The sequence below is a fragment of the Streptomyces sp. NPDC052107 genome (assembly GCF_040680215.1).
Lineage (GTDB): Bacteria > Actinomycetota > Actinomycetes > Streptomycetales > Streptomycetaceae > Streptomyces.
Genome location: NZ_JBFAWG010000014.1, coordinates 1 through 22,845, shown reverse-complemented (window position 1 = coordinate 22,845; position 22,845 = coordinate 1). Strand labels below are relative to the sequence as shown.

The window sequence follows — 22,845 nt, the reverse complement described above, 5'->3', positions numbered from 1 at the left end:
CCTACGACATGCTACGGCGCCGGGTCCACGACCATCGCCGAGCCGCCGCCGCGCCGTACCTTCTCGGCGGCGGCCAGCCACTTGCCGCCCGGCAGCCGCTGCACACCGGTCGCCGCGCCGATCTCGGGGTTGAGCTTGAAGGAGTGCCCGATGGCCTCCAGCTGCTTCCTCAAGTCACCGTTGTACAGAGCTGGTTCGAGTTCCGTCTGGGCCGCGTTGCGCTGGCTTGCGCGGGGTGCGGCGATGGCGTTGACCAGCGGCAGATGCCGGTCGAGGAACCCGGTGAGGGTCTGCAGCACGGTGGTGATGATGGTCGCGCCGCCGGGCGAACCGAGCGCCACCACAGGCCGGTTGCTCTTGTCCAGCACGATCGTCGGGGAGATCGAGGAGCGGGGCCGCTTGCCCGGACCCGGCAGGTTCGGGTCGTGCACGGCCGGGTTGGCCGGGGTGAAGGAGAAGTCGGTCAGCTCGTTGTTGAGCAGGAAGCCCCGGCCGGGCACGGTGATGCCGCTGCCGCCGGTCTGCTCGATGGTGAGCGTGTAGGAGACGACGTTGCCCCACTTGTCGGCCACGGTCAGATGCGTGGTGTTCTGGCCCTCGTACGTCGTCGGGGCCGCCGTACCGCCCTTGGCGCAGGCCGCCGGGTGGCGCGGGTCGCCGGGGGCGAGCGGGCTGGTGAGGACCGCGTCGTCCTTGATCAGGCAGGCGCGCGAGTCGGCGTACTCCTGCGAGAGCAGCTCCTTCGTCGGTACGTCCTCGAAGGCGGGGTCGCCGACCCAGCGTCCGCGGTCGGCGAAGGCGATGCGGCTCGCCTCGATGAAGTGGTGCAGGTACTGCACCTCGCTCGCCTTCGACAGGTCCGTGTTCTCCAGGATGTTGAGGGCTTCGCCGACCGTGGTGCCGCCCGAGGAGGAGGGGGCGATGGAGTACACGTTCAGGCCACGGTACGACGTCCTGGTGGGCGCCTGGAACTTGGCCCGGTAGACGGCGAGGTCCTTCTCCTCCAGCTTGCCGGGGCGGGCGTTCCAGCCGGAGGCGGGGTCCACGGGCGGGTGCTCGACCGTCTTGACGATGTCGTCGCCGATGTCCCCGCGGTAGACGGCGCCGGCGCCCTCGCGGCCCAGTTCCTCGTAGGTACGGGCCAGTTCGGGGTTCCTGAGCGTGGAACCGACGACCGGCAGCTGTCCGTTCGGCAGGAACAGCTTCGCGGTGTCCGGGAAGTAGCGGAACCGGGTCTCGTTGGACGCGGTCTGCGAGCGGAAGGTGTCGTCCACCGTGAAGCCGTCACGGGCGATCCGCTCGGCCGGCCTCAGGACCGTGCCGAGCCGCTTGCTGCCCCACTCGTCCAGCGCGGTCTGCCAGGTCGCGGGCGTGCCGGGGGTGCCGACGCTCAGGCCGCTGCTGACGGCGTCGGTGAAGGAGAGGGGCTTGCCGTTCTCCACGAACAGGTCGGAGTCGGCGCTGAGCGGCGCCGTCTCGCGGCCGTCGATGGTGTGCACCGTGCGGGACTTGGCGTCGTAGTAGACGAAGTAGCCGCCTCCGCCGATGCCGGCCGAGTAGGGCTCGGTGACGCCGAGCGCGGCGGCGGTGGCGACGGCGGCGTCGACCGCGTTGCCGCCGCGTCTGAGTACCTCGATGCCCGCCGCGGAGGCGTCGGCATCGACGCTGGCCACCGCGCCGCCGTAGCCGACGGCCACGGGAACTTTCGGGGGAGTTTCGCTCTTCGTCGCGGGAGGCGGCGCCGCCGCTCCCACCGACACCAACGCGGCCGAGACCGCCAGTACCGCCAGTCTCCGCGTGCCAGGACGACCCATCCGTACCTCCCGTCGGGACAGTCCGCGCAGCGTAGCCAGATTGTCGTAGTACCGACAGTACGCCTGGGGCACCCGCCATAGGACCGTCACAGATCGAACACCGGTACGTAGCCGTCGCCCGGGCCCGCTACCATGCGCGGCCATGAACGACGACGTGCGCAACATCGTCCTGGGCCTGGTCGCGACCGGGATATCCGCCTCGCTGGGCTGGCTAGCCCGTACGTATCTGTGGCGGCGCAAACTCCGGCGCAAGCAGGCGTTCTTCGGGCTGCCGGACAACTCCGAGTCCCTGCTGGTGGTCAACCGTGACGCGGGCGGGCCGGACCTGACGGTGACGCGGAACGACGTGTTCGCGCTGCTGGAGCTCTCGGCCCTAATCAAGGACTGCCACGCGAACGCCCGGGTCGTCGCGCACGACGCGGCCCAGCAGGGCTTCGGCGAGCGCACCGAGTTCTGCCTCGGCGGCCCGGCCTCCAACCGCCGGATGGCCGCCCATCTCGCCTCGCTGCTGCCGGGGGTGCGGGTGAACACGGACGGCGAACCCGGCCCGGACCGCGGCGCCTTCCGCATCGGCGGCGATAACCACCGGCTGGAGAAGGGCCAGAGCGAGTACGTGCTGCTCGCCCGGCTCACCATGGGCCGGGACGCCCGCCCGGTGTTCCTCTTCTGCGGCCAGCGCGCCATCACCAACCAGGCCGCCACCCGCTATCTCGCCCGCCACCACGAGCGGCTGGCCCGCAAGTACGGCACCGGCTCCTTCGTGCTGCTGCTGAAGGTGGTCAACTCCCAGGCGTACGGCCCGGATGTGGTGGAGCTGGTGGCGGACGTGACGCGGGCGGCCCGCACTCCCCTGCCGGAGACGGCGCCCGCCGAGGCCGCCGCTTAGCGGTTCAACAATCTTTACTGGTACGTAACTTACTGACGGGTTACTTGCGGTAAGCGCGCGCGGTTACCGTCGGGTCACTTTGCACTGACTCGAGTGAAGGAGTGACCCATGATTCAACGGGGTGGCGCGACGCGCCATCGAATAGGGCGGTGGCGGGCGACGGGCGGGCAGGGTCGCACCGCTCTGCGCACCGCCGCCGCAGGAGCCGTCTCGGCGGCGCTCGTCGCCGGCGGCGTCGTCCTGGCGCCCGCCGCTCAGGCCGGCACCCCGGGCGTCCGGTTCGTCGACATCACCGGCGACGGCGGCACCGTGCTGAAGGCGAACGTCGTCACACCCGCCGGCGCCGACGGCTCGCACGGCTACCCGCTCATCGTGCTGCCCACGAGCTGGGGCCTGCCCCAGGTGGAGTACCTCGCCCAGGCGCAGAAGCTCGCCGACGCCGGCTATGTGGTGCTCACCTACAACGTGCGCGGTTTCTGGCAGTCCGGCGGACAGATAGAAGTGGCCGGTCCGCCGGACATAGCGGACGCCTCCAAGGTCATCGACTGGGCCCTCGCGAACACCCCGGCCGACCCTCGGCACGTGGGCATGGCAGGGGTGTCGTACGGCGCCGGGATCAGTCTGCTCGCCGCCGCGCACGACAAGCGCATCAAGGCCGTGGCCGCGCTCAGCGGCTGGTCGGACCTGATCGACTCGATCTACTCGGGCCGCACCCAGCACGTCCAGGCGGCCGCCGTACTGGACGGCGCGGCTACTCTCACCGGCCGGGAGAGCCCCGAAGTGCGCGAGATCTTCGACCACTTCTACGCCTCCGACCTGTCCAATGAACAGGAGATGATCGACTGGGGGCGGAAACGTTCCGCCGCGACCTATGTCGACCAGCTGAACAAGAACGGCGCGGCCCTCATGCTCGCCAACGCCTGGGGCGACACGATCTTCCCGGCCAACCAGTACGCCGACTTCTACCAGAAGCTGACCGTGCCCAAGCGGCTCGAACTGCGCCCCGGCGACCACGCGACCGCCGAACTGACCGGCCTGTTCGGGCTGCCCAACGACGTCTGGACCGACACCCAGCGCTGGTTCGACCACTATCTGAAGGGCGCCGACAACGGCATCGACCATGAGCAGCCGGTCCAGCTGAAGTCCCGTAGCGCGGGGGGATACGAGGGCTACCCGGACTGGAAGTCGGTCGAGGCGACACGGCGGAAGTTCGCGCTCACGGGCTCCACCACCATCCACGCGAACGTCGACTCCGGCGCGGACGGCGGGATCGTGTTCCTCTCCAGCATCCTCGACCAGGTCGCCCAGTTGCCGCCCATGGCCTCCATCCCGCTGCTGCCCCGCCGTTGGGCGGCCGTGTGGCAGTCGGAGCGGTACGGCAGCGCCCAGAAGGTGCGCGGCACGGCCACCCTGCACACCACGCTCACTCCCACCGCGGAGAGCGGCACCCTCGTCGCCTACCTGTACGACGTGGGGCCGCTCGGTGTCGGCAAGCTCGTCACGAACGCGCCGTACACCTGGCACGGGCGGACGCCCGGCGAGTCGTTCGACGTCGACCTGGACCTGTTCTCCACGGCCTACGACGTGCCCGCCGGGCACCGCCTGGCGCTGGTGGTCGACACGGTCGACCCGCTGTACATCGAGCACAACCCGTCCGGCGCGCAGCTGACCTTCTCCTCGCCCCCGGACGACCCGTCGTACGTGTCCGTCCCGCTCGGCGAGCAGTGATCTCCGGCTGCCGCCGGACGAGCCCGGCCCGTGTGAACCGCCGCCCCCTGGGGCCTCGCAGCATGCAGAACGGCACATCTTAGTCGAGGTTGGCGGCGCTGGGCTTCCCGGCCGGGAGGAACTCCTCCTTGTGCCAAGAGGCATCCACGCGGTACACGTGAACCGGCCGGTGTCGAGGAGGAGATACCGGCTCAGGTCTCGGCGATCTCCGCGTACAGCTGGGACAGTTCGGGGACGCCGCTCGCGGCCCAGTCCTGCCCGGCGCCGACGACCTCGACCTCGCGGCCGGAGGCCAGCCGTACGACGGGCTCGCCGTCGGGGCGGATCAGCCAGGCGGCGCCGGGCACGGTGCGCACCACGACCGTGCCCAGATACAGTCCCGCGTCGTTGCCCAGCCAGGGCAGGACCTCGGCGTCGTCGCGCCAGCGCGGGACGAGCTGGTCCAGGGCCTCCAGGGAGGCCGGGGTGTCGTCGAGGCCGACGCCCGCCTGGGCCGCCTGCGAGCGGAGCAGTTCGCACTCGGACAGCAGCGCGGCGATCCCCTCGGGGTCGGCGGGCGTCGCCGCATCACCGCTCTTCTTGTGCCGGTGGCCCAGGAACGGAAGGTTCATGGACCCAGCGTGGCATCAGACGTCGAGGTCGACCACCACCGGAGCGTGATCGGAGGCACCCTTCCCCTTGCGCTCCTCACGGTCGACGTAGGAGTCCTTGACGGCCTTGGCGAAGGGGCCGTTGCCGTACACCAGGTCGATGCGCATGCCGCGGTTCTTCGGGAAGCAGAGCTGGCGGTAGTCCCAGTACGTGAACGGGTGGTCGTACTTCAGCGGGCGCGGCACCACGTCGTCCAGGCCGGTCTCGCGCAGGGAGGCGAGGGCGGCGCGCTCGGCGGGGGTGACATGGGTGGAGCCCTCGAAGGCGGCCACGTCGTAGACGTCGTCGTCCGTCGGTGCCACGTTGTAGTCGCCCATGACCGCGAAGGGGCGGCTGCCCTGCGCGTCGCCGTACACGGCCGCCTTCAGGGCCTCGAACCACTGGAGCTTGTAGGCGTAGTGCGGGTGCTCCACCTCGCGGCCGTTCGGTACGTACACCGACCAGACGCGGAGCGGGCCGCAGGTGGCCGAGATGGCGCGCGGCTCGGTCACGCCCTCGAAGCCCGGGTCGCCGGGAAGGCCCTTGACGACGTCCTCGATGCCGACGCGGGAGAGCACCGCCACGCCGTTCCACCGGCCGGTCGCGTGGACCGCCGACTCGTAGCCCAGCTCGCGCAGCTGGTCGAACGGGAACTGCTCCTCGGCGACCTTGGCCTCCTGCAGGCACAGCACGTCGGTGCCGCTGCTCTCCAGCCAGGCCAGCAGCCGCGGAAGGCGGGCGGTGATCGAGTTCACGTTCCAGGTAGCGATGCGCATGCCTCACAACCTACCCGGAGCCTCTGACAACGGGCTCAGACCTCCGCGGAAGCCCCGGGCGTCAGCCGCTGGTGGTCCGTGCCGCCCAGGGCGCCGATCTGGCGGTCGTAGATCGGGCGGGCCAGGTCGGTCAGCAGGGCGTCGTGGACGTCGTAGGCGCGCCGCGGCCTGACCTCGCGGACGTAGTCGATGACCTCGGAGATCTTGTTCCACGGGGCCATCACCGGGAGCATCAGCGTCTGAACCGGATGGGCGGGGACGGTGAGGGCGTCGCCGGGGTGGAAGACCTTGCCGCCGTCGATCAGATAGCCGACGTTGGTGATCCGCGGGATGTCCGGGTGGATCACCGCGTGCAGTTCACCGTGGACCTGCACGTCGAAGCCGGCCGCGGTGAAGGTGTCGCCGTGGCCGACGGTGTGCACCCGGCCCGGGAAGGCCGCCGTGATCCGTTCGGCGACGGACTTCAGCGTCCAGATCCGGGCCGCGGGGTTGTTCTCCATGGCGGCCCGGAGCCGGAACTCGTCGAAGTGGTCCGGGTGCTCGTGCGTGATCAGGATGGCGTCGGCGCCGAGCGCGGCGTCCTCCTCGCTGAACCCGCCGGGGTCGATGACGAGCGTCTGACCGCCCTTGTCGAGGCGGACACAGGCGTGGGACTTCTTCGTGAGCTTCATGTCACACCATCCTGCCGGACCGACCGCCTCGCGCGGCGCGGCACGGCTCACTCGGCGGGCGTGGTCTCCTCCTGGATGACCTGCCGGGCCACCCGGAACGCGCTGTTCGCGGCCGGCACCCCGCAGTACACGGCCGCCTGCAGCAGCACCTCCTTGATCTCGTCCGGGGTGAGCCCGTTGCGCAGGGCGGCCCGGATGTGGAAGGCGAGCTCCTCCAGATGGCCGCCCGCGACCAGCGCGGTCAGCGTGACGCAGCTGCGGGTACGGCGGTCGAGTCCCGGCCGGTCCCAGATCTCGCCCCAGGCGTAGCGGGTGATGAACTCCTGGAACTCCCCGGAGAACCCGTCGGCCTCGGCCAGCGCCCGGTCCACGTGCGCGTCGCCGAGCACCTCCCGGCGGATCTTGAGCCCGGTCTCGTACCGGTCGGGCTGCCCGGCCGGCTGTGCCGGTACGGCGGCCGGGGCTATCTCGGCGACCGGCCTGACGTGCGGCGCCGCGGCGATGGCCGGGCTGACCGGGACGGCGGGCAGGGCGGTCTGGCCGGTGTCGTAGGGCTGCTGCCAGGCGGTGGAGAAGTGGTGCACCAGCAGGTCGGTGACGGCCGCCGGCTGCTCGACCGGGACCAGGTGGGAGGCGCCGGGGACGACCGCGAGCCGGGCGTCCGGGATGCCGGCGACCAGGGTGCGGGCCTCGGCGGGCCCGGTGACCTGGTCGTCGGCGCCGACGAGCACGAGCGTCGGCACGCCGACCCGGCCCAGCTCGGTCCGCACGTCGAACGAGGCGAGCGCCTCGCAGGCGGCGATGTAGCAGCCCGGGTCGGTGGTGCGGACCATCTGCACCGCCCACTCGGTGATGGCCGGCTGGGCCGCGGCGAACCCGCCGGTGAACCAGCGGTCCGGCGAGGTCCGGGCGATCGGGTCGAGCCCGTTCGTACGGACGATCACCCCTCGCTGGCGGAACTCGTCGGGGGTCCCGAACCGGGGCGAGACCGCGACCAGGGCCAGTGAGGCGAGCCGCTCGGGATGGCGCAGGGCCAGTGCGATGCCGATGGCACCGCCGAGCGCGCAGCCCGCGTAGCCGAACCGCTGCACGCCGATCGAGTCCAGCGTGGCCAGCAGCCGGGTGGCCAGCTCGGCGACCGACCCGGCCGGGTGGGCAGGGGCCCCGCCATGACCGGGAAGGTCGAACCGCAGGACCCGCCACTGCTTGGTCAGCTCCGGCACCTGGCGGTCCCACATGTGCCATGTGGTACCCAGTGAGGGACCCAGGATCAGGACGGGAGCCTCTTCTGGCCCGTCAAAGCGGTATTGCAGGGTGTTCGGTGGTGTCTCGCTCACCCGTCCGAGCCTCTCATCTGTCACGAGATGTCACATCGCCGGGGTGAACCTAGCGGACCTTAGCCCTCTCGCGTCGGCAGGTCCGGACACTGCCGGAACCCCTGGGCGTCCAGTTATGTGTTCTCCGGCGTGTACTCATGACCGCGTCGACAGCGGACCCTGCGGGTGCGTTCCCGGTAGGAGACTTGGCCGTAGCCGGATGGGCCCTCCCGATCATGGCTATCGGTCGACAAGCGGCAGCCGCACTCCGAATCCGCCTCAATCCTGCTGGCCATACGGCTCGGCAAGTCGCTCGGCTGGTGGAACGCGTGGCTCACGCTTGCCCCTCCGCCGCACCCCCGTGCAGGCCGTCCCATGTGGTGGCGGCTCCGCGGAGGTCCTCTACATCCGGCTTGACGTACCACCTCTTGGTCGTCTTTACGTTCGTATGACCGGCCCATCGCGCGAGGATGTGGTCCGGCACGCCGTTGTTGGCTAGGAAGGTGAAGCACGACGAGCGGGCGTCGTAGAGCCTGACGCGGCGGAGGCCGAGAAGCTCCATAAGCCGGTACGCGCGCCGACGAAGTTGCTTGATCGTGAAGGCTTCTCCGGTCTCGTGCACCAGCACATATCCGGACACCACGTACGCCTCGCCCAGAGCGAGCCTCTCCTCGGCCTGGAGAGCCCTGAACGCCTTGAGGGCGGCTAGCACCAGAGCCGGCAGCGGCAAATCCCGCTCGCCCGCAAGAGACTTGGTGTCCTTCTCCACTACGTACCGGTTGCCCATCATCGTGCGCGTATTGGCAATGATGATCGTAGCGTTTTCCAAGTCAACATCTTCCCAACGAAGGCCGCAGACTTCAGCTGGGCGGAGCCCCATCAGAGAAAGCAGAAGCGCAGCGTAGAGGCGTTCTCCCCTGATGCCATGGATGAACTTCTGAACCTCCTGGACGTTCCAGGGCTGCACCTCTTCCTTATTCTTCCGCTCCTCTTTTCGCGCCCTGCGAGGAATGGTGACGTGTTCAGCGACATTGACGTACACCAACCGCCGGGTAACAGCTCTCCCCAGAGCTTCCTTCAGCCGAGCGAGGCTCATATCCACACTCGTGACACCGAGTGGCGTACCTGTCCTCTTGCCACGCACACGACCATGCGCCAGCGCCCAGTCCCTCCATTCCTCCACATGCTCTTCAGTAAGATCCTGGAGGAGGATCTTGCCAAGTCTCCCCCGAACTCGATCCAGGGTAATCGTGTAGTTGTAGATGGTGGTCTCTTCGAGGTCATCGGCTTTCATGGCCAGCCATCGATCGAGCCACTCGTTCACGGTGATCTTGTTGGGCGGCACGAACGATCCCTCGTTCCGCCGGTTAGTTATGTTCGCGTATTCAGCCTTCGCTTCCTTCAACGAATCGAAGGTGCGCCTCAACTGCTTACGCTTCCCGGTTTCAGGGTCGACCCCCACGTCGACGACAAACCGGTATCTAACCTTCCCCTTCGAGTTCGGAGGAAGTTTCTTGATGGGATCGGACAGAATGCTCACTCTCCTCGAATGCGTGGAATTATTAACACTGCGCCGCCTCCGCCAATAAGGGTCTAGGCGAATGGGCTATACCGTCCGCTACGGCTCCACCGCCAAGCACAGCCGAAGACGAACAGCACCTATGGTCCGGACGATCCCCGGTTTCGGTAACCGGGGATCGTCTGCTATGTATCGCCCTGCACTCCGGGGGCGGGATCCTGCCCTGGTCAGGAAGCCAGTCGGTAGGACCTGTGCGCAGGGTTAGCGCCGTCAGTGACGAGCGTTAGGAGTCCGTCGGCGGTAAGGCGGTCGAGGTTACGGGCAACGACGCGCTCGGAGGCTCCGACGGCTCGGGCTATCTGGCGGGTCGCCGCTCCTGGGTGCCCCGCGACGTGCGCGAGGACCTCGCGGTCTCGGTGATAGCCGCGCTGCAACAGATCTTCGCCGAACAGGCCGGCCGCGCAGACGCAGAGGCACAGTGCCGTGGACAGCGACGCATAGTCCTCCGTCTTTTGGGCCGTCCACGCGTTCATGGCGCCGAGCGCCAAGAGGACAGGAGCAGTGAAGCGAGCAGATCGCAGAGCAAGTTTTCGACAGAAGGGCCTCCTTGGGACAGGGCTCGGCCGCGAGGCCGAGGGGCGCGGGCTGCCGAAGAGGCCAGCCGTAAGCCGACTGCCCCAGAACCCTCGCCCCTTCGCTGACCTGGTGCTTTCCGGGACGTTGTACGTTGACATGGTCCCGGCGGAGGTTCCAGTCCCCTGGGGCTCTTTCTCGTCTGCCGTGGGCGAATGCCCTGCCGACGCCGCATGTGAGACGCCCGTCAGCTGGTCCCATCCGGACGGCACAACGGCGGTCTCTTCGCCCTCTCGAGCCTTGGGGAGATTTTTGCCGCCAAGGCCCCGCTTCTTACGCACAAGAGCACAAACCTGATAGAAGCGCAGCAAAAGGGCGACCCGCCATCTAGGCAGGGATCCATGACACAGCCGCCGCGCACGATATCGAGGACCGTTCACAGATGCTTGCCCTCGAAGCAACGCCAGCCGAGATCGATGAGCTGGATCAATGCCAGCGCGACGCTCTTGATGCGTGCGTCATCGCAGCAATGACGTTGTGCACCCCCGAGGGGGATGCGCGGGGTCGTGCGCGTCTCCTGATGGAGTGTCACGGTCGCTATACGCGGTCGTGGGGCGTATTCGGTAAAGCAGCTTCGTTCCCTGCCTTCCTGAACCAGTTGCAGTCAGCGCCTGTTGGCGCGTTGTTGCCGGGGCCTGGGTCGTGGTCAGAGATCTGGGACGCGCGTCTGCTGGAGGATGACGGCACCGCCACGGCCGCTCTGACGCGTCTGATCATGGAAGCGTCCGATCAGGCCCACGAGGTGCCTGGTCTCTCGGCTGATCTGCGGCACCTTCACAGTGTGCTGCGAGCCCTGGGGAAGCTTCCGCCAGGAGCGCGGCTGGCTCGCATCGCGGCCGAGGCGGTGCAGCACGCCGTATTTCGTACTTTGCAGCAGGCCGGGTTCGCCGCCTACACCGAAGGCCGCGGGATCTTGGTGAACGAGCCCGTCCTTGGACGGCGTGCCCTGTCTCGCTATGCCCTTCTCACGGACCTGGGGGTGTATACAGGCATTTCCCCCGTCCGGCAGTTCGCCGGCCAGTGGGCGCCCTGTCCGCTGTGCAAGTGGACCATGCGGGCGACGCCACGAGGCCGCCACGGCGCGGAGTTGGCCTGTGAGGACGAGCGTCATCGCCAGCGGGGTGCGCGCTTCAAGATGGAGTCGGACGACGGACAGTGGCGGCTCAAGCCACTGGGTGAGATCCGGGAGATCCCCGAACTCCGCCCTGTCGAAGGGTGGGTCGCTCTGTCGTATGGGCTGTGGCAGTGGATCACGATTCCCGGGTTGCTGGAGATTGACCTGGAGGCGCTTGCTGACGGCGCAGGCGCAGATGTTCGCCTGTGGCCGTTCGGCGACAGCTACGACCTCCACATCACGAAGAACGGCATCACCTGGCGTGTCGATGTCAAGACCTGGGCTGACCCACAGGGCATCGCGGAGCAGATGCGCGCGGATCCGGAGGGCTGCTCAGGTCTGACCGTGGTCATCCCCGAGCACCTACGCGGATACACCGCTGTGCTCAACCGGGTGCTGGGCCCATTCGGCGCGAGGGTGATCACGGATCTGGATCTCATCGCGGAGGTTCGCGCGGCATGAGCCGGACTCTCGCGGCGGGTCTCGCGCTGGCTGAGCACTACTTCCCGGCAAAGGACGACGCAGGTCGTGCAGTCGTCCGGCTGGAGGACGCCCACGTCCTGATGTCAGGGCAGGCGGCACAGGTGTGGCCCGAATGGGACTCGCTGACGTACCCCGAGCAGCAGCGCATCGGACGGCTAGTCGCTCAGCGGTCTCGCGGCGAGGCCGATCTGACGTCGGTACAACGCCGTGTGCGCAAGTGCTTCGACCAGCAGTGGGAAGATCCCGTCTTCTACCGCTACACCGCAGGGGCCCGGGATGGCTGGCGCATGGTGGAGGTCTACCCGCGCCACGGCCAGGACCCGCTGGAGTCGGCGGACCGGCTGCTCGTGCCCACGGACCGGGAGGTCCAGATCCGCGTGGCCAGTGGTGGCGGCTGGGTCGCCACCAGCTCCCGCGGTCCGCTGCAGCTGGCCTTCGGGACCACCGCCATGCCCTACAACCCGCCCGTCATCACCACGGTCGACGCGACCGGCCCGATCCCCATCAACCCGAACGTACTGAGCTGGCTCACGCGCAAGACCGACGCCGGAATGGGCGACGATCCGTTCCGGGAGCGACAGGTGGGGCTCCTGCTGAGCGGCACGATGGGGGGAGGGAAGCTTCCGCAGTCCGCGGTGCTGATGGACCCCGGGCTGATGCGTCATCTGAGCGCACCGACGGGTGTGGGAAAGAATGTGTTCGCCCGCGCCCAGGCCAAGCAGCTGGCCCGGGACGGTTACACAGTCACCCTGCTGGTCAGCGACAACGCTGACGTCTTCGGCGAGGTGGCCACGCTGCGGCGGGAGCTGGCCGCCTTGAGCCTCGATGTGGCGGTGACGCCCTTGATCGCGCCGGGAAGTCGCCACGAGTTCACACTCCAGACCGCGCACAAGGCAGTCGACGAGCACACTGCCCTCTCCCAGATGCCGGCCGACCTCATGGAACGCCTGGCCGAGTCGGGCTATGGCTGCGCGGTTAGGGCGCAGTTGGAGGGGCGCGACGCCTTCGGTGACGGGCGGGAGCCGTGCAGCAGCCTGCGTCATACGGACCCCGACGGTCCCCAAGGCGCCGCCTTGTGCCCGTTCGTGAACCGGTGTGACAAGTTCTCCCATATCCGGGCTGCCTGCTCGGCCCAGATCATCGTGACGACGCATGCCTGTTTCCAGCGCGGCATGGTGAAGATTCCCGTCATCGTGGACGGCGAACTGCGTCGTCAGGTGAGCGTGCGCGAGACGCTGCTGCGTCTCTCCCACCTGGTGATCATTGATGAGGTCGACGCCTACCAGTCCCGTGGCTTCGAATCGTCGCAGAGCTTGGTGCTGGCGTCGGTCAGCGAACCGAACACCATGATGCGAAAGATCCGTGACAACCTGCACCGTGCCCCTGAACGGCTGCGACTGGAGGCGCGGGGACCGCTGACTCGGGCCGTCTTCCTCTCCGAGCAGCTCTTGGACCTGGCCAGCAGTGGCGAGGTGTGCACGGAGACGTATCAGGCGCACGCGTTGGCCTCCGGGCAGGACCCGCGACGGATGCGGCAGGTGCTCCGCGACCGCCGGCGCTGGTATCAGCCGCATCATTGGGACCGCGAACTCCTGGAAGATCTCATCGGTGTGGAGGTCGATGACAGCGCCTCCATCGCGCAGATGGACCAGCTGCAGGCCCTGCTGCCACCTGTCGCTGCCCGTCCGGAAGACCGCGTTTCCGCTGCTGTGCTGCCGGACCATCTGCGGCAGGTCCCTAACGTGCTGGAGCGGATACTCAGTATTGACGAAGGCGGTCAGTGGGAGCTCGACGAAACCAAGGAGTTGCTGCGCGAGATCGTGGAGAAGGCCGTCACCAAGCTCGCCAAGGCCCGCGAACGCAAGAAGAGGGACACGGGTCAGCAGGCCCACGAAGCACCACCGCATTCCGAGCAGAAGAGCCGCAGCGAAAAGCGCCAGGAGCTGCCCGCCCCGGTCCTCGCCGCTGGGGTCTTCCACGCGGTGATGATGAAGGCATGGCTGAGCGCGTTGAACCACACCGTGTTCGATCTCGCCGACCGGGCCGGTGAACTGGCTGGTCACGGCATCGACGCCGCCTCAACGGTGGCGGATGCGGTCGGACACCGCGACACCGGCAACATCGTTCCCTTCGGCCCGCTGGGACAGCAGATCAGCGGATTCCGGTTCGAGGGCCTGGACGACCCCACGGCAAAACCCCGCCTGCTCATGGAGGTGTTGCGCGGCGATCCGCACACCGAGACCGCCTACCTCGGCGACATCGTGTCGCTGGCCCTCGCCGGCCACCGCAGGGTCATCCTGGGCATGTCAGCAACCGGATATCTGCCCCGGGCCGCACGGACACACCTGCTGGCCGAACCGCAGTGGACAATGCCCGACGCTCAACAGGGCGGCCTCACCATCTTCCGAAGTACCCCCGTCGTCGACCAGCGCACCCTGGCGGTGGGCAGCACTCCCTACCGCGAACGCGCCCAACGCGTCGCCGCACTGGCCAGCGGATACGCGCCTGCCCTCATCGCAGACCTAGCCCGTTTGGCCGCTGACCCGGCCACCGCACATCGGGCCCGGGCTCTGATCGCCGTCAACTCCTACGCACAGGCACGCTTGTTCGCCGCCGCCTTGTACGAAGCCGCGCTGGCCTTGGGCCGCAAGCTGAAGATCTGCGTCGCCACCCCCGACAAGGAGAACCCCGACCTGCCGCCGGTTCCCGACGCGGTCAGCCTGGTCACCCGCGACCAGTTCTCGCAGCTCGCCGACCGAGGCGGGGACGTCCTCATCTCACCGTTGCCGCGTACCGAGCGGGGCCTGAACATTCTGACCACGGCGCCGTCGGGCAAGCGGGAGTCGGCGATCACGCTGATCGGACTCGCCATTCGCCCGGTCATGCCGGTGGACGAGCCGCCCGTCCTGGCCGCCAGCATCGCTTCCTGCGCTTGGCGTTCCACGCCCCGTGCAGGCTCTCCTGCAGTCCGCCTCGCCGCGGTCCGCAAGATGGCCCGGCAGCGTCTGTGGGCTATCCTCGCCGCCCCCAAGCGGTTCACCGCCCTCCCCGACGATCTCCGCAGTGAGCTGATCGCCACCCTGCTCGGGCAGTGCATCCAACTGGCCGGCCGCGGCAGGCGGGGCCAGACCCACGTCGAACTGCACTTCATCGACGGCGCCTTCCACGACACCACCTGGGGCAGCGACCTGCCCACTCTGGTGCGCGACCTGTACACGAGCTACACCCCCAAGGAACTGGCTGGCACCGGCCGCACCTACGGGTACACCGCCGAAGAGTTCCTCGATTACGCCCAGGCCCCCCAGCTGCGCGCCGGCCTGCGGAACGGATACCCCGACCACTTCGGAGTTGCCGCATGAACCCGTGTCCCCCCGGCGACGAGACCCGCAAGCGCGCCGGCCTCCTGCAATACCGCACCGACGCCAACGTCCTGGGCACCGTCTATGCCTACCGCCCCGGCCCGACGGCCTTTGGTCTCTGGTGCGACCTGTGCAGCGCCTACAAGGAACGCTTCGGCGACAAGAAGAAGGACGTGCAGCCCCCGTACCGCTCCCTGGAGGCCATCCTGCGGGCCGTTCTCGGTGACTGGGCACGCTGGGACGTAAACGACGGGCAGGCGCAGCTGATCACCGGCGCAGAGATGACAGCCGAGGACCGCTATGACGTCTTCCTGTACTGGGGCGAAGCGATCTTCCCCGACGGGCACGGCAGGCAGCTCGCCCAGCAGTTGGCCGAGCTGGTCGCCCGGGCCCCGCTCCTGCCCTACCCCGACCTCCCGCGCCCGGTGGCCGGACGACGCACCCTGAGCTGGTGGCCCGGCGAACTCGCCCGCTGGCGCCTGGCCCAGGATCTGGCCCGCATCGACTGGAAGCTCGGCTCGAACGATCCGGTCCGCTTCACGCTGTGCACGGACGGCACGCTCGCTGCCATCGGCCACGAGCTGCCCAGCGCCCCCGATACCCAGGGAAGAATCCGCCGCCTCCTGCCCCGCATCAAGATCGGCACGGCAGCCACAGGACACTCTTCACGCCACGCAGTCACCATCAATGCAGTCGCCACGCTGCTGGCAAACCGGTGGTACGGCGTCGCCACCGTCCTGCTCTCCAACCCTGAGCAGCCGCTCGCGGTTGCCGCTCACACCGACGGCCCTTCGTGGCAGCGCCGCTTGAATGTGCCCGCTGTCGCCGCCAGCCGACGGCTCGCCGGCCTATCCCGGCTGAGCCGAGGTGTCCCGCCCTTCCCCGAGACGCTGGATGAACAGGCCATCGCGCCCGATGCCGAGCTGGGCGCGGTGCGGGCCGTCGCCCCCAAGAGCGTCGTCACGCCCGGCCTCGGGCGCGGCCACGGGATGGAGATGTTCCGCCGGATCGAGGAGGACATCGACGGACACTGCGAGCGCTACCGATCCCGCAGCCCGCTGTATGTCGAGGTGCCGGACCTCTCCGTTCCCCCGGCCAAGACCGGCATCCGTATCAGCGGCCCGATCCTTCCCCAAGACCTGCCCGCCGCCATGGATGCTGCCCAGCTCGACACAATCCTGGTCGTGGTGCTGTGGCACACGGATGAGGTTCGCGCCCGCCTCCAGCGCGAGATCGCCCGGCAGTGGAACCTCGGGGTTGACTTCGTCGCGCCGGACAACACCGTCGTGACCGATGTGATCCCGGGCCGGGTGCACCTGCTGTTTCTGGAGGACAAGGCCGGTGCGCTCACGCACGGCCCCGCGTCCTCAGCGCACCGCCAGCAGCAGCTCGAGGCCCTCCTGGCCCCGCATCGCACGCCAGGACTGACGATCGCCGCCCTGTGCGAGACCCAATGGGACCCCGACCGCAAGTTCGCCACTCCGGAGGAGAAGGAACAGGCTGAGGCCGAAGACGGCAAGTGGCCTTCGAAAGCCGCGCTGGCCCGCATGGGCATCACATCGCAGTACATCAAGCAAGCCCCTGCCCCCGTCCCCACGCACAAGAAGAACGGCGATCCCTGCTCCCCCAAGTACATCGAGAAGGCCACCGCAGCACGGGAGTCGGGCCTCGCCAACTCAACCGAGAACTCACTGCGCGACATGCTCCGCGGCCTCGGCCTCGCCGACCACCGCCTCGGCGCCGCCTTCGGCCCGCTGCCGCTGCACCCTTGGTGGCACATCGGTATCCACGTACGACGCCACCACCAGCCACGCCAGTACGGCCAGCGCAACACCAAGCCCGCCCCCATCACCATCACGCTCACCGCCATCCGCCCCACCGGCGGCACCAGCGAACCATGGACCATGTGGGCCTACTCACCCGTCACCTCCCAATGGGCCCCCTACCTCCACACCCGCCTCGCCGTGCACGCCACTGAACTCGGACTCGACGTCGCCGACTTCGAAACCGTCGGCGACGAGAGCCACCAAGCATCCGCCGCGGCACAGATCACCGAGGCCGCTCTGCTGGCAGCCCGAACCCAACTGCCTCCGCCTGGCCCCATGGTGATCTACGTCAACGGCGACACCTCCGAGTACATCTGGGCCGGCCTTCGAGACGAGAATATCGGTCAGCAGCCCCCCAGCGACCTCCCACGACCAGCCTCGTGGCTGCCCGGGCACGGCCTTCCGCGGGCCCAGCGCCCCATGGCAGTGGTGCGCACGATCAACGACCTGGAACGCATCGGCCGCCCCACCGGCGCCTACGTCTACGGCAAGGACGGTCAATGGCGCCGCACCAGCACCACCAACAGTCCGTTCCAGCTTGCCTCGGACGACGGTGCAACTTACCTGCCTGACTTCCTCCTCATCAGCGTCCCGCGCACATATGCCGCTGGGCCCGGTGGCCGTTTCGGAGGTGAATACACCCGGCTAGACGCGCAGGCGAAGGCACGGCAAGGAAAGAACGGATACGCCCACACCGCAGTACGCCTCACCGTCATCCCCGCGGCAGAGACAGCCGATGCAGATCTCATCGGCAAAGTCGGCATCGTACTCACCAACCAGGGCGTCAGTTGGGATGGTCGACAGACCGAGCCCACACCTCTTCGTCTGGCAAGACAGATCGACAAAGACCACCCCTACTGGCGACGCAGCTGCGAGGAGACGGAGCTGCAGACTCCAGCAAGCAACGGATCCGGCGACCACCTGTGAACTGCGAGTTTCGCGTGCGACCGAAATTCTCCTCCCAGCAGCAACCACACAAACAGCACGCCCTAGTTCAGTGAACACGCCTCAAACTAGACGCATTCACCAACTTAGTTCTGAGCCTGGGCAGTGTACGGGATTGTCAACTCGTGCTCCTCCAGGCTGCGCAGAACTGCCGTGCCATTTGAAATCTTATTGAGTAGGAACAGTTCCCGAGTGCGGCAATCCGGGCATAGGCTGACCATGGCCAATGGCCATAGATCGATCGGGACGCCTGGCGGGGTGCCGTCGACATATATCCTGTCCGGCCGCAGGGGGCGGTTGATCGGCCGACTAAACGGCTCCCAACTCGGGTGGCTCCCTCGTAGCCTCAGGCCCACAGCCTGGAAGGAGGAATCATCGAGGTATTCACAGCGCTCCACCCAAAACCAGTCGGTGCTCGACAGCCAGTTGACTGAGTTGAGCGCCGAGACCACATACGGTTCGAGCTTTTCGACGTCCTCGTCGAGTTCGTGACTCCTGCGTACCCCGTGAGCGTGGTGGGAAATATTACGGAAATCCTTGATGTCCTTCAGAAGCGATAGCGTGACGCCGTGTTCGCGGAGCGCGACGAGTTCCGGCAGCTGAGGCGTTGGGACCTCATCCATGAATCTCTTAATGAGCGTGGTCCAGGTACCAAAGGTCGCCCCTTGACCGAAAGTTTTGCGTAGAGAGCTGGTGAAGCTCCCGTGGTGCGCAATAAGTTCACGCAAGGCAAGGACGCCCAGCGTGCGCGCCGTTCCTTCACCAAGCTTGAGCAGTCCGTCCTTCCTCTCGGCCGGGTGGGTGCTCACGCGGTAACGCCGCGCGAGAGCGGCTACGTGAAATGGATAGCTCGCCTCCGCACGCCACACAGGGTCATCGAAAGGGCGCACCAATTGTCCCGCGAGGCGCGCCTCACGAGCGACGAACCGGATGGACTGACGGATCTCCGCAACGCGTGTCTCGGGGCCGGCGAAGACGTTCGGCAAGATGCCGTCCGTCGCCATTCGCAGCGCATGACGGCCCTCCTGCACCTCTGCCAGTAGATCCTCCACCTCCGGGGCTGCGACCAACTCCACTGGTACGGGCGTATCGAGCAGCTCTCGGGCTTGCGGGTAAGCCGCGTTGCTCTTACGGGAGTTGAGCCATTCGCATAGTCCACGACCGCTCCCCGGGGTGGGGTGCAGCACGAACAGCCGAGTGGCTGCGTCACCGAACCCTGCAGGCAGAAGGCGCCAGTTACCAGAGCGCCCGACCAAGTCGCCGCCCGTGCATGGTGTCAGTTCGGAGTCATCCAGTTCCGCATCTGGCAGTTCCAAGGCCGAGTCGACACTGTGCAGGTAGGAGGCCGTGAGATGCTTGGGCGGGATGGGCTCTGCCTCGCCGCGTCGCGGACGTCGCAGCTTGACACGCTCTGTCTCCAGCTGTGCGAAGGAACGCAGCGGCCCAAACTCCCCGTCAAGCTCCGCGACGTAGAAGAGCGAAGTCCGGATGGCGCACCCGCGCCGGGTCTTCGCATGGTCGAGCCAGGCATCTGGAGCGTGGGGCAGCACCTCTTTGCGGAAGTATTCATCAGGATCGTCCCGCAACGGCACGACGACCAGGTCACGCAACTCCGGATCAGGTTCCGTCACACCCCGGCGCTGCTGCACTTCTCCTTGGTCATCGCGCACCCCGATCGCGTTTCGGACGCTCCTTTCGAAGGCGGCACCTCGCGGCCAGGTCTGGCCGACGGTCGCGACCGCGTGCCGCAGTGCCGAGAAGGCGTCTGAGCTGGTGGTCCAAGACGTTCCGACGAGCCCACGCAGCGCGCCAACCAGCTTATCGGGGTGGTCCCCTCGTTGGATCGGCCGCAGGGAGGAGAGCTGCTGCAAGCCGTCGGTGGTGAGTTCGAAGCGCAAGCGCAGCGGGCGCTCGATGACAATCTGCCGGTACAGCAGGTCCTCGTTCCGCACGACACTCACCTGGTCGCGGGGAGACCCGCCGACCGGAGCCGACAGCGCCTCTTCGTAGAGCCGGACGATCTTGTTGAGTTGATCGGGGCCGAGGTACTTCCGCTTGCTGCCCGATGACTGCCGCGTCTTCTGCCAGTGGTCCTGCGCCTTGACCAGGGCCACCCTGCCCCTGTGCGCCGACTTCTTGCGATTACTCAGGACCCATAGGTACGTACTGACGCCGGTGTTGTAGAAGAGTTGGTCAGGCAAGGCGACGATGCCCTCGAGCCAGTCATTCTCGACAATCCATCGCCGGACGTCGGACTCACCCAGGCCAGTGGCTCCCCCCTGCATGGGAGAGCCGCTGAAGAGGACCACGACACGACTGCCACCATCACCGGAAGCGTCCACCGGCTTCATCTTCGCCAGCATGTGCTGAAGGAAGAGCAGCGATCCGTCGCTGACACGCGGCAGTCCCGCACCGAACCGTCCTGCATTGCCCAGTTCATGCTCGGCGCGGACCTGTTGCTCAGCGTGCTTCCAGCTGAGGCCGAATGGAGGGTGCGCCAACAGGTAGTCGAAGCGCTGGTCCCCGAAGAGGTCCTCCCGCAGGACGTTCCCGAACAGGATCTGTCCCGGATCGCGTCCGCTCATCAGCATGTTGGAGCCAGCGACAGCCCAGGTCTCGGCGTTGATCTCCTGGCCGTACAGGGACACATGCGCCGAGGGGTTGGCGGTCTCGATGCGCTCGGCCACCTCCTCGAGCAGTCCGCCCGTCCCGCAGGCCGGGTCGTGGACCGTGCGGAGCACGCCGGAACGCGTGAGCTCATGCTGATCGGGCTGCAGTAGCAGTGCAGACATCAGCCGGCCGACGTCACGGGGGGTGACGTGCTCATCGGCGCCAGCCCCTCCTGCCTGGTCGACAGAGCGCCGTACGAGGTCCTCGAACACAAGCCCCATGTCGCCGGCAGAGAGGGGTGCCCCCAGGTCCATGGAAAGGAACCGGCTGACGACGGCATACAGCAGCCCAGCGTGGTGCAGCCGTTCGACGGTGCGGTCGAACTCGAAGCGCTGGAACACGTCCCTGACGTTCTCGGAGTAACCGCGCACGTACTCACGCAGCAACGCGACCAAGTTGCTCGGGTCGGCGACGACAGCATCCAGGGCGTAGCGACTGGTGTTGAAGAAGGGATGGCCAGAGGCGCGGCGCAGCGCAACATCCCGGAATGAGTCCGAATGTGCACCCTTATCCGCCAATTTGGCCGAGGTGTCCAGCACTTCCTGGCGAGTGAGTTCGAGCAGGCAATCCAAGCGCCGCAGCACGGTGAACGGCAATACGACGCCGCCATACTCAGATGTCTTGAAGTCCCCGCGAAGAAGATCCGTGAGCGACCAGATATGCCTGGAAAGTTGGGTCCCTGAATCGCTCATGGCATTCCCCCTCCGGCCACCCGGCCCCTCCTGCACCCAAGGCCGATCTTCACACAGTCATTGGATCTTACGCAGAGGGCATCACTGCGACGGCCCACTCCTGCCAATCAGCCCTTGCCGCCCCCCGGCGGCAGTCGGCGACACATGGGTTCGACCTGGCATGACCGCGTCAGCAATTGCTGCGACGCGAAGGTATAACACCACCGCACCGGCGATGTGATCGCCCACCCGACACCCACCGCTTCATCCGTACACGCAATCGACTTGGCACTGCTGCGGCTTGAATCGCTATGGTCCACCTGGCCGAATCCGTTCGCGGTGCACTCTCCCCCGTTCCAACGCCACCAGGTCTGCGTGGCAGGGCCTCTGTCGTAGCACGCTCAGGCCGCTCTTGATGTCAGTGTCACCCTTTAGGATTCGGTCCGAGGGTTGAGCTGTGCTTCCTGAAGGCGCCGACAGGAACCACGGCGGGCATACAGACACGGACGGGGAGCCGCATGCTGGAAGACCGGTGGACGACGGTCACCGAGTCCGAGTATGAGCACGAGCGCCGTGGTCTTGAGGCGATCCGCCGGCGTCTGCCAGATGAGGAACCGTGGCGTGCCTGGACGAACTTCATGTTCACCGCGAACAGCGGGCACGTCCGTGAGGTCGATCTTCTGGTGGTAGCGCCGGCCGGGGTCTTCCTGGTCGAGTTGAAGGACTGGCACGGCTCGGTCCACGGCGGCGGCAACGACTGGGTGCAGACCACGCCCAGCGGGACCAGCCGTCGGCACGGCAATCCGCTGCACCTGGCGAACCGGAAGGCCAAGGAGCTGTCGGGCCTGATTAACGGCGTCTCCGGTCGGCCCGCGCACCGAACGAAGATCTGGGTGGGTGAGGCTGTCTGCTTCACGGACGACAAGCTTCAGGTGAACCTTCCGGCTGCCGACATGAACGGCGTGTTCACGGTCAAGCAGCTGGTGGAGATGCTGGCCGTGCCGCCGGGAGACGCCCGCTACCAGATCACAGCCGAGGCATCCCGCTTTGTCGATGCAGCCCTGAAAAAGCTCCGTATCGCACCGATCCGCCGCCAGTACGAGGTGGGCTCCTACCTCCTGGAGGCGAAGGCGTTCGACTCCGGGCCGTCCTGGGCCGACTATCTGGGACGCCATTCCCAGCTGCACGATCTGGCACGGGTGCGGGTCTTCCTCAGTGAACGTGGTGCCTCCGACGACGAGCGGCGCTCGGTGGAGCGTGCCGCCGCCCGCGAGGCATCGGTACTCAGCCGTTTTCGTCATCCCGGTGCGGTACAGCTGAAGAATTATCTGCCGTCGGGGCATCCCGCCGGGCCCGCGATCCTCTTCGACTACCACCCGGAGACGCTGCGCCTGGACGATTACCTGGTCCAGCACGGTGAGGGTCTCGATCTGCAGGGGCGCCTCGCGCTGGTGCGGCAGCTTGCCGAGACGGTGCGCTCCGCGCACTCCCGGCGGGTCCACCACCGCACGCTGTCGGCGCACGCGGTGCATGTGATTCCGCGCGACCGCGGTCCACGCGGGCGGGAGCTCGGCGAGGAGCAGCGCTGGCTGCGTCCGTGGACGCAGATCGCGGATTGGCAGATCGCCACTGGGCAACGCTCCAGCCGCGGCCGGCCGCTGACCCTGGCTCCGACTAACGTGACGGGGTTCCATGGAGCAATGCTCAGGACCTAATAGCAGTGCACGGCGCCGGATGACCCCTACTCAATACCCGGAGCCCTGACTCCTTTCCACAGGCAGAGGGCTCCGTCGCCGTGCACTCT

13 protein-coding genes and 1 pseudogene are annotated in these 22,845 nt (G+C 67.5%); 6 read left to right on the top strand and 8 right to left on the bottom strand.

What is annotated here, in order from left to right:
• Window positions 1-11: 11 nt before the first annotated feature.
• Window positions 12-1,814 carry a gamma-glutamyltransferase gene (gene ggt, locus AB0M27_RS17905; protein WP_365722742.1) on the bottom strand — a complete coding sequence of 601 codons (1,803 nt, stop codon included), beginning with the start codon at window positions 1,812-1,814 and terminating at the stop codon, window positions 12-14.
• Between the two features lie 142 nt (window positions 1,815-1,956).
• Between ggt and AB0M27_RS17900 the strand changes: the two genes are divergently transcribed.
• On the top strand, window positions 1,957-2,700 hold the full coding sequence (locus AB0M27_RS17900) for a hypothetical protein (protein ID WP_365722740.1): 744 nt from the start codon (window positions 1,957-1,959) through the stop codon (window positions 2,698-2,700).
• A 108-nt stretch (window positions 2,701-2,808) separates the two neighbouring features.
• Window positions 2,809-4,428 carry a CocE/NonD family hydrolase gene (locus AB0M27_RS17895; protein ID WP_365722738.1) on the top strand — a complete coding sequence of 540 codons (1,620 nt, stop codon included), beginning with the start codon at window positions 2,809-2,811 and terminating at the stop codon, window positions 4,426-4,428.
• Between the two features lie 191 nt (window positions 4,429-4,619).
• Here the strand turns inward: AB0M27_RS17895 and AB0M27_RS17890 are convergent, their stop codons facing one another.
• The 6 genes from AB0M27_RS17890 to AB0M27_RS17865 all read right to left on the bottom strand — a co-directional run bounded on the left by AB0M27_RS17890 (window position 4,620) and on the right by AB0M27_RS17865 (window position 9,873).
• Complete coding sequence (locus AB0M27_RS17890) at window positions 4,620-5,039, bottom strand: DUF6278 family protein (RefSeq protein ID WP_365722736.1); 420 nt, start codon at window positions 5,037-5,039, stop codon at window positions 4,620-4,622.
• 15 nt (window positions 5,040-5,054) lie between these two features.
• Complete coding sequence (locus AB0M27_RS17885) at window positions 5,055-5,834, bottom strand: exodeoxyribonuclease III (protein WP_365722734.1); 780 nt, start codon at window positions 5,832-5,834, stop codon at window positions 5,055-5,057.
• Between the two features lie 35 nt (window positions 5,835-5,869).
• Window positions 5,870-6,505 carry an MBL fold metallo-hydrolase gene (locus tag AB0M27_RS17880; protein WP_365722732.1) on the bottom strand — a complete coding sequence of 212 codons (636 nt, stop codon included), beginning with the start codon at window positions 6,503-6,505 and terminating at the stop codon, window positions 5,870-5,872.
• Between the two features lie 47 nt (window positions 6,506-6,552).
• On the bottom strand, window positions 6,553-7,842 hold the full coding sequence (gene pcaC, locus AB0M27_RS17875; protein WP_365722730.1) for a 4-carboxymuconolactone decarboxylase: 1,290 nt from the start codon (window positions 7,840-7,842) through the stop codon (window positions 6,553-6,555).
• Window positions 7,843-8,155: 313 nt separating this feature from the next.
• On the bottom strand, window positions 8,156-9,361 hold the full coding sequence (locus tag AB0M27_RS17870) for a tyrosine-type recombinase/integrase (protein WP_365722728.1): 1,206 nt from the start codon (window positions 9,359-9,361) through the stop codon (window positions 8,156-8,158).
• A 206-nt stretch (window positions 9,362-9,567) separates the two neighbouring features.
• Window positions 9,568-9,873, bottom strand: coding sequence for a winged helix-turn-helix domain-containing protein (locus AB0M27_RS17865; protein ID WP_365722939.1), 306 nt, complete (start codon window positions 9,871-9,873; stop codon window positions 9,568-9,570).
• 482 nt (window positions 9,874-10,355) lie between these two features.
• Here AB0M27_RS17865 and AB0M27_RS17860 point away from each other — a divergent pair, with 482 nt between their 5' ends.
• The 3 genes from AB0M27_RS17860 to AB0M27_RS17850 are packed head-to-tail and all read left to right on the top strand — an operon-like array spanning window position 10,356 to window position 17,682.
• The gene (locus AB0M27_RS17860; RefSeq protein ID WP_365722725.1) at window positions 10,356-11,549 is read left to right on the top strand and encodes a hypothetical protein; all 1,194 of its coding nucleotides are present in this window, start codon (window positions 10,356-10,358) and stop codon (window positions 11,547-11,549) included.
• Window positions 11,546-14,929, top strand: a complete 3,384-nt coding sequence (locus AB0M27_RS17855) for a hypothetical protein (RefSeq protein WP_365722723.1) — start codon at window positions 11,546-11,548, stop codon at window positions 14,927-14,929. Before AB0M27_RS17860 ends, AB0M27_RS17855 begins: the two co-directional genes overlap by 4 nt.
• Window positions 14,926-17,682, top strand: a complete 2,757-nt coding sequence (locus AB0M27_RS17850; RefSeq protein ID WP_365722721.1) for an RNaseH domain-containing protein — start codon at window positions 14,926-14,928, stop codon at window positions 17,680-17,682. The genes AB0M27_RS17855 and AB0M27_RS17850 overlap by 4 nt, the downstream gene beginning before the upstream one ends.
• Before the next feature lie 104 nt (window positions 17,683-17,786).
• Here the strand turns inward: AB0M27_RS17850 and AB0M27_RS17845 are convergent, their stop codons facing one another.
• Window positions 17,787-21,062 (bottom strand): class I SAM-dependent DNA methyltransferase, encoded by a 3,276-nt coding sequence (locus tag AB0M27_RS17845; RefSeq protein WP_365722719.1) that lies wholly within the window; start codon window positions 21,060-21,062, stop codon window positions 17,787-17,789.
• Window positions 21,063-21,559: 497 nt separating this feature from the next.
• On the opposite strand from AB0M27_RS17845, the pseudogene AB0M27_RS17840 reads away from it, so the two are divergent.
• Window positions 21,560-22,726 (top strand): annotated as a pseudogene (locus AB0M27_RS17840) (NERD domain-containing protein); the annotation flags it as partial.
• Between the last annotated feature and the right edge of the window lie 119 nt (window positions 22,727-22,845).

Excerpts from the sequence above, each read along its gene's own strand:
- ggt (WP_365722742.1), bottom strand. The coding sequence starts at position 1,814 with ATGGGTCGTCCTGGCACGCGGAGACTGGCGGTACTGGCGGTCTCGGCC.
- AB0M27_RS17900 (WP_365722740.1), top strand. The coding sequence starts at position 1,957 with ATGAACGACGACGTGCGCAACATCGTCCTGGGCCTGGTCGCGACCGGG.
- AB0M27_RS17895 (WP_365722738.1), top strand. The coding sequence starts at position 2,809 with ATGATTCAACGGGGTGGCGCGACGCGCCATCGAATAGGGCGGTGGCGG.
- AB0M27_RS17890 (WP_365722736.1), bottom strand. The coding sequence starts at position 5,039 with ATGAACCTTCCGTTCCTGGGCCACCGGCACAAGAAGAGCGGTGATGCG.
- AB0M27_RS17885 (WP_365722734.1), bottom strand. The coding sequence starts at position 5,834 with ATGCGCATCGCTACCTGGAACGTGAACTCGATCACCGCCCGCCTTCCG.
- AB0M27_RS17880 (WP_365722732.1), bottom strand. The coding sequence starts at position 6,505 with ATGAAGCTCACGAAGAAGTCCCACGCCTGTGTCCGCCTCGACAAGGGC.
- AB0M27_RS17865 (WP_365722939.1), bottom strand. The coding sequence starts at position 9,873 with ATGAACGCGTGGACGGCCCAAAAGACGGAGGACTATGCGTCGCTGTCC.
- AB0M27_RS17860 (WP_365722725.1), top strand. The coding sequence starts at position 10,356 with ATGCTTGCCCTCGAAGCAACGCCAGCCGAGATCGATGAGCTGGATCAA.
- AB0M27_RS17855 (WP_365722723.1), top strand. The coding sequence starts at position 11,546 with ATGAGCCGGACTCTCGCGGCGGGTCTCGCGCTGGCTGAGCACTACTTC.
- AB0M27_RS17850 (WP_365722721.1), top strand. The coding sequence starts at position 14,926 with ATGAACCCGTGTCCCCCCGGCGACGAGACCCGCAAGCGCGCCGGCCTC.
- AB0M27_RS17845 (WP_365722719.1), bottom strand. The coding sequence starts at position 21,062 with ATGAGCGATTCAGGGACCCAACTTTCCAGGCATATCTGGTCGCTCACG.